Genomic DNA, 12875 nt, shown 5'->3' with positions numbered 1-12875 from the left:
CACGCCATGAAACAAACGCCCCACTTCCAGGATGCCGATGCGTTCTACGAACAGCTGCTTGATGCCCACCAGGGGCTCAGCCGCGAAGCCTCTGAGGCGTTCAATGCACGCCTCATCCTGATACTGGCCAACCAGGTCGGTGATGCCCGCGTGTTGTCGGAATGCATTGCTGCCGCAACAGTCGTTCAGCCGCAGCGCTGAGCACTGCACCCGATCAGCGCAACCCGTCAGGCCGTGGCAGCCAACCCAGCGCCGGCGCGTGCAAACTCTGCACATACAGGCGATCAGGTGTTTCCGTGATCGCGGTGGTTTCCGGGTAAGTCCCACTCGGGTCCTGCCAGTCGGCCACCACCTGCCCGTCTTCAGTGAAGGCGAAAACGTGGCCGTAGGCCTTGGGAATGGGCCACAGCGCGCGCGGCAGGCGCAGCGTCATTTCGCGCAACAAGGGTTGTGCGGCCATCCGGTCCACCACCGGGCTGCGCGGTTTGGTCAAGCCCACCCAGATGCGACCGTTGAGGCCCCGCATGAGGTTGTCGGGATAACCCGGCAGGTTGTCCAACAGAATGCTCGCCCCGCCCGCCGGCCCTTTTGACAGGTCCAGGTTGCGGGCCGAAGCGGGGATCGCCCAAATGCGGTAACGCCCGGTCTCGGCCACAAACAACGTCTGCTCATCGGCCGATAAAGTGACGCCGTTGGCAAACGACAGGCCACGCACCACCTCTTCCGTCTGGCCGCTGGCGGCGTCGTGCACCAGGATGCGCCCGGTGGCCGATTGCTCCAGGATGTCCAGCACACTGGCCTCAAAGGTGCCGCCCCAGGCCTTGGCGCCAAACCGCATCGAGGCATCGGACACAAAAATGCGCTCGGGGGCGCTGGCCGCCCGGCTCACCACCACCGCGTCCGCATACAGAATGGGCACCCCGCCCACGTGATCGGCGATCACCGTGACCTGACCTTCGGGGTCGATGCGCAACAAACCCCGCAGGGCATCGGCCGCGATCATGTTGCCGGCGGCATCAAAATCGAACCCCAGCACCCGGCCCTGGGTATCGGCAAACACCTCCCGCGCCTCACCATCCGGCGCCATGCGCAGCACGCGGCCACTGGCCACCGCCGCATACAGCAAGCCATCGGGCCCGATCTGCACATGCTCCGGCCCCTCTTCGCCCCCCAGATTCAGGGTCTTCAAGCCGGCCAGGGCCGTGTTGGTGGCGTGCACACCGGTGTAACCCGCGTCCGGCTGCGCGGTCCAGGCGCGCGCCTCAATGGGCACCGGCCAGACCAGCAAATAGGCAGCAACCACACCCACGATGGGCAACAGCGTGAACAACCAGCGTCTCATGATGGAATCCCTTTTCGTTTGGCACATTGTCCCTGCTGGGCACACGCCCTGTCTGTCGGGCGTGTGGCCCCGTAAAATCAGGGATTCGCCCGCTCCGGACCCGCGTCCGGCAGGCTTCTCGAGGCGCCCGATTTTCCAACCCGATCACAGCATGTCTACCCAACCCGAACAACCCGGTCTCAACAGCCTCTCGAAATCCTTTGAGCCCGCCGCACTCGAAGCCCAATGGGGTCCTGAGTGGGAACAGCGCGGCTACGGCGTGGCGGGCTTTCGCGGCACGGGCGCACCCGATGCAGAGGCTGCGGCACAAGACAAGAACTTCGCGATCCAGTTGCCGCCACCCAATGTGACCGGTACGCTGCACATGGGCCACGCGTTCAACCAGACCATCATGGACTCGCTGACGCGCTACCACCGCATGAGCGGCTTCAACACCGCCTGGGTGCCCGGCACCGACCACGCCGGCATCGCCACCCAGATCGTGGTGGAGCGCCAACTGCAGGCCCAGGGCATCAGCCGCCACGACATGGGACCCACACCCGCCGAAGCACGCAAAAACTTCGTGTCCAAAGTGTGGGAATGGAAAGAGCAAAGCGGCAACACCATCACCAACCAGATGCGCCGCATGGGCGACACGGTCGACTGGAGCCGCGAGTACTTCACCATGGACCCCAAGCTGTCCACGGTGGTGACCGAGACCTTCGTGCAACTGTATCAACAAGGTCTGATCTACCGCGGCAAGCGCCTGGTCAACTGGGACCCGATCCTGATGAGCGCGGTCTCCGACCTGGAGGTCGAGAGCGAAGAAGAAGACGGCTTCATGTGGCACATCGCCTACCCGCTGGCCAACGGCAGCGGTTCGCTGACGGTGGCCACCACCCGCCCCGAAACCCTGCTGGGCGACGTGGCCGTGATGGTCCACCCCGAAGACGAGCGTTACACAGCGCTGATCGGTCAGTATGTGAAGCTGCCGCTGTGCGACCGTGAAATCCCCGTGATCGCAGACGACTACGTGGACCGCGCCTTCGGCACCGGCGTGGTCAAGGTCACCCCCGCGCACGACGCCAACGACTACGCCGTGGGCCAGCGCCACCAGCTGCCCATCATCGGTGTGCTGGCCCTCGACGCCACCATCAACGACCACGCGCCCGAGAAGTACCGCGGCATGGACCGCTTCGTGGCCCGCAAGGCGGTCGTCGCCGACCTGGAAGCGGCCGGCCTGCTGGTGGAAACCAAGAAACACAAGCTCATGGTGCCGCGCTGCGCCCGCACCGGCCAGGTCATCGAGCCCATGCTCACCGACCAGTGGTTCGTGGCCATGAACAAGGCCCCCACGCGCCCCGCTGCGCGAGGTTCGCTGCTCCCCGAGGGGGCTGACCCCGGCTTGGGGCGGCCCGGCGCCGGGTCCGTCCAAGGCAACGACACGCGCTCGATCGCCCAAAAAGCGATCGATGCAGTGAAATCGGGTGAAGTGAAGTTCGTGCCCGAAAACTGGGTCAACACCTACGACCAGTGGATGAACAACATCCAGGACTGGTGCATTTCTCGCCAGCTCTGGTGGGGCCACCAGATTCCCGCCTGGTACGACGAACAAGGCATGGTCTATGTCGCGCGCAACGAGGCCGAAGCGCAAGCCCAGGCCCCCGGCAAAACGCTCAAACGCGATGACGACGTGCTCGACACCTGGTACTCCAGCGCGCTCGTGCCCTTCAGCACCATGGGCTGGCCCGAACAAGGCGACACCGCCACCGACGACTACAACCTCTACCTGCCCAGCAGCGTGCTGGTCACGGGCTACGACATCATCTTCTTCTGGGTCGCCCGGATGATCATGATGACCACGCACTTCACCGGCCGCGTGCCCTTCAAACACGTCTACATCCACGGCCTGGTGCGCGATGCCCAGGGCCAGAAGATGAGCAAGAGCGAAGGCAACGTGCTCGACCCGGTGGACCTGATCGACGGCATCTCCCTCGAGCCCTTGCTCGACAAACGCACCACCGGCCTGCGCAAGCCCGAGACCGCGCCCAAGGTGCGCAAGCAGACCGAAAAGGAATTCCCCGAAGGCATTCCGGCCTACGGCGCCGACGCCCTGCGCTTCACCTTTGCTGCCCTGGCCTCGCTGGGCCGCAGCATCAACTTCGACAGCAAGCGCTGCGAGGGCTACCGCAACTTCTGCAACAAGCTCTGGAACGCCACGCGCTTCACGCTGATGAACTGCGAAGGCCAGGACTGCGGTTTGATGGAGCACACCAAGGCGGATTGCGCAACGGGTGGCAAGGCCGATGGCTACATGAGCTTCAGCCAGGCCGACCGCTGGATCAGCTCCAGCCTGCAGCGCGTGGAAGCCGAGGTGGCCAAGGGCTTCGCCGAGTACCGCCTGGACAACGTGGCCAACACGATTTACGACTTCGTGTGGAACGAGTTCTGCGACTGGTATCTGGAAATCGCCAAGGTGCAAATCAACACCGGCAATGAAGCGCAGCAGCGCGCCACCCGCCGAACCCTGATCCGCACGCTGGAGACCATCCTGCGCCTGGCCCACCCCATCATCCCGTTCATCACCGAAGAACTGTGGCAAAAGGTCGCACCCGTGGCCGGTCGCGAAGGCCCGTCGATCGCCATCGCCGCCTACCCTGTGAGCCAGCCCGACCGCATCGACGATGCCGCCGAGGCCCATGTGGTCAAGCTCAAAGGCCTGATCGATGCTTGCCGCACGCTCAAGGCAGAACTGAAGGTCCCCAACGACAAACGCCTGCCGCTCTTTGTCTTGGGCGACACCGATTTCATGACCAGCGTTGCACCCGTGGTGCAAGCACTGGCCAAACTCAGTGAGGTCAAGGTGTTTGCCGACGAAGCCAGTTGGGCCGCCGCGGCCGAGGCCGCACCGGTGGCCGTGGTGGGCGAAGCACGCCTGTGCCTGTTCATGGAAATCGACGTGGCCGCCGAAAAAGCCCGCCTGACCAAAGAAATCACACGCCTGGAGGGCGAGCTCGTGAAAGCCAACGCCAAGCTCGGCAACGAGGCCTTTGTGGCCAAGGCGCCGCCGGCGGTGATCGATCAGGAGCGCAAGCGCATGGCCGATTTTGGTGCCACGGTCGAGAAGATGCGCGAGCAACTCGCGCGGCTCTGAACAAGCGGCTGGGGCACTCCTCAGTGCCTCGGCCGGCCCGGCCAACCCAAAAGGCGGGTCAGCTCAGACCGCAACCTGGCGGTGGCCGGGGAAGCCCCACTCAAGTACGTCAAGGCTCCGCAAAAGGTGACATCGGATCGTGCAGGCTGTCGAGCGGTGAAAAATCACTGGCGGCCGCAGCCGCAGCGGCACGGGCGGCGGCCGGTGACAGTGTTTCGTGAATGCGGTGCACCACATACCAGCTGGCCCGCAGTTTCGCCTCGCGGGTGTGGGCGCCCAGACGGGGTGTGAGGTGCAGGTTGGGAACGCCATGCAAAGGCGTGCCCTCTGCAGCAAAACCCACGCCAGCTCCGTCGAGCAAACAGGCGTCGATGCGCCCATCGGTGAGGGCCAGGGCCAGGGCTTCCGGGTCAAACAGCGAGCTTCGGCTCACGCCCACCCACAGCTGCCCCGGTTTGCAATGGTTGAGCAAACGCTCGTTGATCCAGCCCTTGAACCGCGAGGCATAGACCACCTGCAAGGCCACAGCGTCGGCCCGGGAGAGCAATTCGTCCACGGGCACCGGCTCCACCCCGAGCTTGGCCCAGATCGGCGCCGCATGGTGCACAGCGGGGTCGTAGCCCACCAGGCGCGCGCCCATCACCTTGAGCATGGGTGCCAGGGCATGGGCCACCGGGGCCAGCCCCAAGAGCCCCACCGTGCTGCCGGCCAATTCCCGCCCCATGCGCACATGGGTGATCGGGCGCCCCAGCAGCGCGCTGACCATGCCGCGCCGGTACAGCATCAGCAGGCCGTAAAGCATGTATTCCGCATTGGAGCGCACGGTTGCGCTGCGGGCTTGAACCACCCGCACACCGCGCTTGGCGCAGGCGTCGAGATCGGTGTTGTCGCTGGAAATCTGCATGCGCGCTATGACCTGCAGCTTGGGCGCAAAATCAAGAAAAGACTGGGACACCACCACGTGGGGCGGCAACACGATCGCACGCGTCTTGTAGACCGCCTTGCGCAAGGCGACCGGATCATCGCCCAGATCGGGCTGAAACACCACTTCGTGGCGGTCTTGCAGCCAGTTCAGCGCTTCAGGTACCAAAGGGTCAACAAGCAAAACCTCCATGTCAACCGCGTGCTATCCGAACCTTGGAGCCACTGTCACCGAAGGCCTGGGCCGCTCAGCGGCGCTTGAGCAAGGTGAAAAACTCCGTGCCCACAGCCTCCTGCCCAACCAGCTCGTTGCCCGTCTGTTTCGCAAAAGCCTGGAAGTCGCGCACAGAACCGGCGTCGGTCGACACCACGCGCAGCACTTCGCCGCTGGTCATGTCTGCCAAGGCCTTTTTGGCCTTCAGGATGGGCAAGGGACAGTTGAGTCCGCGAGCATCGAGTTCTTTATTGGCATGCATGAATGTGTTCCTCAGAAGAGCGCATTCTAAGACAAGACCCCGCTCGCGTTCTGACACGTCCCCGCAAGACAGCCCGGTGCCCTGCAAGACCCAACCCCCAACCACACGGCGGAGCCCGGCTGAGGGGCCATGGCCCCCTTCGATTCAGACCGCATCGGCTGGCTGTACCTGAAATGTTTGCGGCGGGGGCAGCGGCATGAACTCGGGCTCTATGCCGCAGCTGCGCAACCAGTCGGCCAGGGCCAGCCCGGTGCCCGCTTGCCAGCACTTCACCCGCTCCGGGGCCAGGAGCTTGTACTCGGCCAACTCGGGGGAAAGGACGACCTCACCTGTGGCGACCGCATGGTAAGTGATGATGATCTGGTTCATCCGCTGGAAATCGTGCACGCCCACCAGCGTCAGCTCGGTGGCTTCGAGGGACGTTTCCTCCCGAATCTCGCGTCGAATGCCTTCTTCGGGCGTCTCGCCCGCTTCCATGAAACCCGTGATCAGGCCAAACATGCGGTTTTGCCAGGCCGCATTGCGGGCCAGCAAGATCTGCCCGCCCACCTGCACGATCGCCGCCAGCACCGGCGTGGGGTTGTTCCAGTGGGTGAAGTCACAGGCCGTGCAACGCAGCCGCTCGGTCGGGCCACCATCTTCGGTTTCTTCGCGCAAAGCGAGCGGCGATGCGCATCGGGGACAAAATCGAAAATCACTGCTCATGCGAAAACCCTTGCTGAGGAACGAAGCGCCTGCCCTTGAAAGCCATCCCAGCTGGCCGCTTCAGGCGGGCCGAGGTCATGCCGGGAACACGCCCGTGGACAGGTAGCGGTCACCCCGGTCACAGACGATGAACAGCACCGTGGCGTTTTCCACCTGTTGGGCGATCTGCATGGCGACCCAGCAGGCGCCTGCGGCTGAAATGCCCCCAAAAATGCCCTCTTCCCGCGCCATGCGGCGGCAAGTCTCTTCGGCATCTGCCTGGCTCACATAAACCATCTCATCGATGTGGGTGGGGTCGTAAATCTTGGGCAAGTACGCTTCAGGCCATTTGCGGATGCCCGGGATGCGGGAGCCCTCGCTGGGTTGGGCGCCGATGATGCGCACCGCGGGATTCTTCGATTTCAGGAACTTGGATACACCGGTGATGGTGCCGGTGGTGCCCATGGCGCTGACGAAATGGGTGATGCGGCCACCGGTCTGCGCCCAGATTTCGGGCCCGGTGGTCTCAAAGTGAATACGGGGGTTGTCCGCGTTGGCGAACTGGTCCAGCACGCGCCCCTTGCCCTCGGCCTGCATTTTTTCTGCGAGGTCGCGGGCGTATTCCATGCCGCCGCTCTTGGGGGTCAGGATGAGTTCAGCGCCAAACGCCTTCATGGTTTGCGCCCGCTCGATGGACAGGTCTTCCGGCATGATCAGCACCATGCGGTAGCCCTTGACCGCAGCGGCCATGGCCAGCGCAATACCGGTGTTGCCCGAGGTGGCCTCGATCAGGGTGTCGCCCGGCCGGATCTCACCGCGTTCTTCGGCTCGGCGGATCATGGACACCGCCGGCCGGTCCTTGACCGACCCCGCCGGGTTGTTGCCCTCCAGCTTGCCCAGGATCACATTGCCACGCGTGGCATTGGCCGCAGCATCCATGCGTTGCAAGGCGACGATGGGGGTATTACCAATAGCTTGTTCGATGGTCGGATAAATCATGCGTCAACTGTGCCATAATTTCGATCTCCCCGAATTCTGCCCGGGTGGTGAAATTGGTAGACGCAGGGGACTCAAAATCCCCCGCCAGAGATGGCGTGCCGGTTCGATTCCGGCCCCGGGCACCACAGATCAGGCCGCACAACCCAACCGTTGTGCGGCTTTTTTTGTGCCCGAATCCTGCCTGAGCCGTTCAGTCCTCGAGCGGCTCCCCGGCCAGCACCAGCTCTTCGCGCAACACGCGCTTGTAGATGCCGGGCAGCTCGCGACTCATGCTGTTGGACTCAATCCCGTAACCGAGGCTGGTCCAGGTGGAAGACAACCGGCGCAGCACCGTCTGGACCTTGCCCTGGCGCAGCTGGCTGGAGAAGTCGGTGCGCCACTCGCGTGGATCGGCCAGCCAGGCGTACACCACCATGTCCTGGTACACCGGCTGGAAGCTCAGGCTGCTGTCTTCGGTCTCCCCGGGTACGCGATCGGGGTGGTAGCGCAGCGACAGCGCCGTCCAGGTGGAGTTGAGCAACTGGTAACGGCCGGCCGCCGTGGAGCAATTGCCCCGGTTAGGCCCACGGGAGATGGATTCACAGCGGTTGGGATGGCTGTCGAGCGACCAGACAAAACTGCTGCCATGCAACACATGGTACGGGCGCAAAACATTGGATTCGCTCGCGGAAATGGTCCGCATGAGCGCGCGCAAATAGGGGTCGCCCCCCTGCATCACCAGGTTCTGGGTGCCCGGTATCAAAAGCAAGGGCCGCCACCACCACAACAACAGCATCATCAGGGCTGCGACCAGCAAGGGCAGACCAACCCGGCTGGACAAGGCACGCTCGCGCAAGCGCTCCCAGCGCGACGGCGCTGTAGCAACGGGCTCAGAATCGGGCAGCAAGCTCATACACAACACAGCAGGTTGAAGACCACCCCATTGGACCCGCTAAGGGCACCATGCCTGGTACCGTGACAAATGGCCCTGGGGCAGAACCGACAGGCCTGAGAGAATACCGGTTCCATTCTTTCATCCTACAACGGGAATCCGAACCCATGACATTGCTGTTGCCTGCGCTAGCGCTTCTGGTCGGACTGGGCTTGCTCGTCTGGAGCGCGGACAAATTTGTCGATGGCGCATCCGCCACAGCCACCCACTTCGCCATGCCGCCCTTGCTGGTGGGCATGGTGATCGTGGGGTTTGGCACTTCGGCCCCTGAAATGGTGGTGTCCACCCTGGCAGCATCGCAGGGCAACCCCGCTTTGGCACTGGGCAACGCCTGGGGATCGAACATCGTCAACATCGCCTTCATTCTGGGTGTGACCGCCCTGATCAGTCCGATCCTGGTGCGCTCCGTGATCCTGCGCAAAGAGCTGCCTTTGCTGATCGCGGTGATGGCGCTGGCTGGCTTCCTGGTGTGGGACCAGGAGATCAGCCGTTGGGACGCCTGGATTCTCCTGGCCGTGTTTGCGCTGATCGTGGGCTGGACGATCATGGAGGGCATGCGTGGCCAGCACGATGCGCTGGGCGACGAAACCCAGGCCGAGATGACCGCCAACGCCATGCCCTTGCGATCGGCTGTGATCTGGTTGGTGGTCGGGTTGCTCGCTCTGGTGGGCAGTTCGCAATTGCTGGTGTGGGGAGCAGTCTCCATCGCGCAAGCGATGGGGGTGAGCGATCTGGTGATTGGCCTGACCGTGCTGGCCGTGGGCACGTCGCTGCCCGAGCTGGCCTCCTGTGTGGCCGCCGCCCGCAAAGGGGAGCACGACATCGCGCTCGGCAATGTGCTCGGCTCCAACCTGTTCAACACGCTGGCGGTGGTCGGCATCGCCGGTGCGATTTCGCCCATGCGCCTGGCGCCTGAGGTGATCACCCGCGACTGGCCAGTGATGGCAGGCCTCACCCTGCTGCTGTTCCTCATGGGCTGGGGCTTTCGGGGCCGCCAAGGTCGGGTCAACCGGCTGGAAGCGGGCGTGCTGCTGACGGTGTATGTGGTCTACACAGGCTGGTTGCTGGTGTCGACCGCCAGCGCCACCTGACCTTCAATACGGTTTCGCCTCCAAGCGCACAACTGCGCTGGTTCGCCTTGTTCTGCGCTTGAATGCAAAACCGTATAGGGCCATCCTTGCGACGCGGGACTCATACCGGTTCGCCGCGCAGACCCTCCGCAATGGTGGGGTAGCGCAGCGAGAGGCCGAGCTCCGATTTCATGCGGTGGTTGCTCAACCGCCGCGATTCGTTCATGAAGCTCAGCAGCACCGCGGGCAACGTGGCTTTGGCCACATCGAGGCCAATACGGGGTGGGCGCGGCAAACCGAACAGATCGGCCGCATGGTCAACGTAGTCGCCCATTTTGAGCTGGGTGTCATCTGACACGTTCAGACACCGCTGCGGTCGGCCGCGCCACAAGGCCAGTACACAGGCTCGCGCCAGGTCGTCCGCATGGATGTGGTTGGTGTACACGTCGTCTTCGGCGTTCAACACCGGCGTTCCGCGCTGCAACCGCCCCCGCGGCGTACCGCCCTCGCGGTCAATGGCATAAATACCGGGAATGCGCAGCACCGTGGTGCACACCCCCACCGTTCGACCCCACCCGAACACGGTGGCCTCGGCATCGACCCGCCGCAGCGCTCGCGCCGTGCTCGGCAAAACGGCATCGGTCTCGCTCACCCAGGCCCCCTGGCGGTTACCGTAAACACCGCTGGTCGAGCCGTACACCAGGGCCTGTGGTGCAGCCCTTTGCATCAAGGCTTTCACAAGCGCACGCGTGCGGGGATCGCGCTGCGCAACGCCCGCATCGGCTGAAGGCGGCGGTGCCAGGTGCAAGACCCGCGTGGCCAGCCCCGCCAGGCGCTGCAGGCTGCGCGGCTCGTCGAGGTTGCCGATCAGCGGCGTGATGCCCTGGGCACGCAATTCAGCGACCCGTTCAACGCTGGACGTGAGGGCCAGCAGGCGCACGCGCCGACCCTGCCCCAGGGCGCGCGCGGCCCGCTGGCCAACGTCGCCACAACCGATGATAAGCACCCGTTCACGGCGAAACCGTGCGGGCAAAGCGCCATGTAGGCTCATGAGAATTCCGGATTTGCGACAATCTTGGTTTGACATTCGGTGGGAGGCGCCCAGAAGCTTGATGCGCCCCACCCCAACAACGATCGCCAGTATGACATTCAACATCACCGTCGAGCCCAGCGGGCGCAGCTTCACCGCAGACCCTTCCGAAGCCATGCTGGTCGCGGGCATTCGCCAGGGCATCGGTTTGCCCTACGGCTGCAAGGACGGCGCTTGTGGCTCGTGCAAATGCAGGCTGGTGAGCGGCACCGTGGTGCACGGCCCCCACCAGAGCAAGGCCCTGAGTGCCGATGAAGAAGCTGCGGGCTATGTGCTCACCTGCTGTGGTGTGGCCCAGAGCGACGTGGTGATCGAATCGCGTCAGGTGACCGAAGCCGGCGCACTCCCGATCAAAAAAATGCCGGTGCGCGTGAGCAGCCTGGCGCGCGCCTCGCACGACGTGATGGTCTTGCGCCTGCAATTGCCGGCCGCTGACACCTTCCAGTACCACGCCGGGCAATACGTGGAATTCCTGTTGCGCGACGGCGACCGCCGCAGCTACTCCATGGCCAATGCGCCCCACACACAGAGCACCGCACCGCAAATTGAATTGCACCTGCGCCACATGCCCGGCGGAAAATTCACCGACCATGTCTTTGGCTCCATGAAGGAAAAGGACATCTTGCGCATCGAGGGCCCCTACGGCAGCTTCTTCCTGCGAGAAGACAGCGACAAGCCCATCGTCATGCTGGCATCGGGCACCGGCTTCGCACCCGTCAAGGCCATTCTGGAGCACATGCGGTTCAAGGGCATTGCCCGCCCGGTCACCCTCTATTGGGGTGGCCGCCGGCCCGACGATCTGTACCAGCAGGAATGGATCCTGGCGCAGGCAGCGGCCATGCCCCAGCTGACCTATGTACCGGTGGTCTCCAATGCCCTGCCAGAAGACCACTGGAGCGGGCGCACGGGCTTCGTGCACCAGGCCGTTCTGCAAGATTTCCCCGATCTCTCCGGCCACGAGGTCTATGCCTGCGGCGCTCCGATCGTGGTCGAATCGGCCAAGCGCGATTTCGTGGCCCAGGCCCAGCTGCCCACAGAAGCATTTTTTGCCGATTCGTTCACGAGCGCTGCGGACAAGCTGTGAAGGGTGCGCGAGAAAGGGATGCCCGCATCCGAAGGGACCGGCGCACCCACTCTTGCCCCCCTTCACGCGCAACCCAAAGGCAGTGACACGCAGCGTTCTGCTACAAAGCGGTCCTACAACTTGATTTTTTCTGGAGACACAACATGACCCATCGCCGCCACCTGCTTGCACACGCGCTCACCGTTGCCGCCCTGGCTTTTGCAGGCACAGCCCTGGCTCAGGGCACCACCACCCGCATCATCGTGCCCTTTGCGCCCGGTGGCCCGGTGGATGTGACGGCGCGCATTCTGGCCGACGCGGTGAAAGACAGTCTGGGCACCGTGATCGTTGACAACAAACCAGGCGCCGGCGGCAACATCGGCTTGAGCGCTGTGGCCAAGGCCGCCCCCGACGGCCTCACCCTGGGTATCGCCACCACCGCCTCACACAGCATCAACCCCTGGCTTTTCAGCAAACTGCCCTACTCGCCGACCAAGGATTTCTTGCCCGTGACGCAGATGCTGCGCGTGCCCAATGTGCTGGTGATCAACGCCGAATCCGCCCAACGCAACAACATCACCAACCTGGCTGATCTGATCAAGTTCGCCAAGGCCAACCCCGCCAAACTCAACTACGGCTCCGGCGGCAACGGCAGCGCCGGCCACCTGGCGGGCGAGCTCTTCAAGCACCAGGCGGGCATACACGCTGTGCACATCCCCTACAACGGGGGCAATCCGGCCCAGCTCGGCCTGTTGTCTGGCCAGGTCGATTTCAACTTTGACAACCTGGCCACCGCATCGGCCAACATCCGCTCCGGCAAGCTCAAGGCCCTGGCCGTGACCACCGCCGAGCGCAGCGCCATGTTGCCCGACGTGCCTACCATGGCAGCCACCCTGCCCGGTTTCGAAATCGATACCTGGTGGGGCTTGGTGGTGCCTGCAGGCACGCCGGCCGAGACGGTGAACAAGCTCAACGCCGCCTTCACCGCCGCATTGAAGTCGCCCGCGGTGCAAAGCCGCTTCGCCACGATGATGGCCGAGCCCGCACCCAGCTCGCCTGAGAACTTTGGCGCCTTCATGGCCAACGAACGCAACAAATACCAGCGCATGGTCAAGATCAGCGGCGCCAAGGTGGACTGATCGCCACCCGCCTCCAACGAAAAACGG

General features: G+C 64.0%; 12 protein-coding genes and 1 tRNA gene. 6 read left to right on the top strand and 7 right to left on the bottom strand.

The window, feature by feature from the left end; all coding sequences use genetic code 11:
- The first annotated feature begins 6 nt into the window (after window positions 1–6).
- The gene (locus E5678_RS21200) at window positions 7–201 is read left to right on the top strand and encodes a DUF2783 domain-containing protein (RefSeq protein ID WP_136180366.1); all 195 of its coding nucleotides are present in this window, start codon (window positions 7–9) and stop codon (window positions 199–201) included.
- Between the two features lie 13 nt (window positions 202–214).
- Here E5678_RS21200 and E5678_RS21195 read toward each other — a convergent pair whose 3' ends face one another.
- Complete coding sequence (locus E5678_RS21195; RefSeq protein WP_136180365.1) at window positions 215–1342, bottom strand: SMP-30/gluconolactonase/LRE family protein; 1128 nt, start codon at window positions 1340–1342, stop codon at window positions 215–217.
- A 151-nt stretch (window positions 1343–1493) separates the two neighbouring features.
- On the opposite strand from E5678_RS21195, the gene E5678_RS21190 reads away from it, so the two are divergent.
- Entirely contained in the window at window positions 1494–4475 is a 2982-nt protein-coding gene (locus tag E5678_RS21190; protein ID WP_136180364.1) for a valine--tRNA ligase, read from the top strand.
- Between the two features lie 109 nt (window positions 4476–4584).
- Here the strand turns inward: E5678_RS21190 and E5678_RS21185 are convergent, their stop codons facing one another.
- The 4 genes from E5678_RS21185 to cysM form a co-directional block, all read right to left on the bottom strand.
- A complete protein-coding gene (locus E5678_RS21185) occupies window positions 4585–5589 on the bottom strand; it encodes an NAD(P)-dependent oxidoreductase (protein ID WP_136180363.1) in 1005 nt (334 codons plus the stop codon).
- Between the two features lie 55 nt (window positions 5590–5644).
- Window positions 5645–5872 carry a sulfurtransferase TusA family protein gene (locus tag E5678_RS21180; RefSeq protein WP_136180362.1) on the bottom strand — a complete coding sequence of 76 codons (228 nt, stop codon included), beginning with the start codon at window positions 5870–5872 and terminating at the stop codon, window positions 5645–5647.
- A 144-nt stretch (window positions 5873–6016) separates the two neighbouring features.
- Entirely contained in the window at window positions 6017–6577 is a 561-nt protein-coding gene (locus E5678_RS21175; RefSeq protein WP_136180361.1) for an NUDIX domain-containing protein, read from the bottom strand.
- A gap of 75 nt (window positions 6578–6652) precedes the next feature.
- Window positions 6653–7555, bottom strand: coding sequence for a cysteine synthase CysM (cysM, locus tag E5678_RS21170; RefSeq protein WP_136180360.1), 903 nt, complete (start codon window positions 7553–7555; stop codon window positions 6653–6655).
- Between the two features lie 38 nt (window positions 7556–7593).
- Here cysM and E5678_RS21165 point away from each other — a divergent pair.
- Window positions 7594–7680: transfer RNA gene (locus tag E5678_RS21165), tRNA-Leu, on the top strand.
- Window positions 7681–7745: 65 nt separating this feature from the next.
- On the opposite strand, the gene E5678_RS21160 is transcribed toward E5678_RS21165, so the two are convergent.
- Window positions 7746–8447, bottom strand: a complete 702-nt coding sequence (locus E5678_RS21160; protein ID WP_210731958.1) for a glycoside hydrolase family protein — start codon at window positions 8445–8447, stop codon at window positions 7746–7748.
- A gap of 146 nt (window positions 8448–8593) precedes the next feature.
- On the opposite strand from E5678_RS21160, the gene E5678_RS21155 reads away from it, so the two are divergent.
- Entirely contained in the window at window positions 8594–9577 is a 984-nt protein-coding gene (locus tag E5678_RS21155) for a calcium/sodium antiporter (protein WP_247596856.1), read from the top strand.
- 100 nt (window positions 9578–9677) lie between these two features.
- On the opposite strand, the gene E5678_RS21150 is transcribed toward E5678_RS21155, so the two are convergent.
- A complete protein-coding gene (locus tag E5678_RS21150; RefSeq protein ID WP_136180359.1) occupies window positions 9678–10607 on the bottom strand; it encodes an SDR family oxidoreductase in 930 nt (309 codons plus the stop codon).
- Window positions 10608–10698: 91 nt separating this feature from the next.
- Between E5678_RS21150 and E5678_RS21145 the strand changes: the two genes are divergently transcribed.
- Window positions 10699–11730: a CDP-6-deoxy-delta-3,4-glucoseen reductase gene (locus E5678_RS21145; RefSeq protein WP_136180358.1), complete on the top strand. Its 1032-nt coding sequence runs from the start codon at window positions 10699–10701 to the stop codon at window positions 11728–11730.
- A gap of 143 nt (window positions 11731–11873) precedes the next feature.
- Window positions 11874–12848 carry a tripartite tricarboxylate transporter substrate binding protein gene (locus E5678_RS21140; RefSeq protein WP_136180357.1) on the top strand — a complete coding sequence of 325 codons (975 nt, stop codon included), beginning with the start codon at window positions 11874–11876 and terminating at the stop codon, window positions 12846–12848.
- The last annotated feature ends 27 nt before the right edge of the window (window positions 12849–12875 follow it).

Origin of the sequence: Hydrogenophaga sp. PAMC20947 (assembly GCF_004795855.1) — a bacterium.
GTDB lineage: Bacteria > Pseudomonadota > Gammaproteobacteria > Burkholderiales > Burkholderiaceae_C > Hydrogenophaga.
Note: the sequence above shows the minus strand (reverse complement) of the source record. Positions and strands in the feature narration are given on the sequence as shown.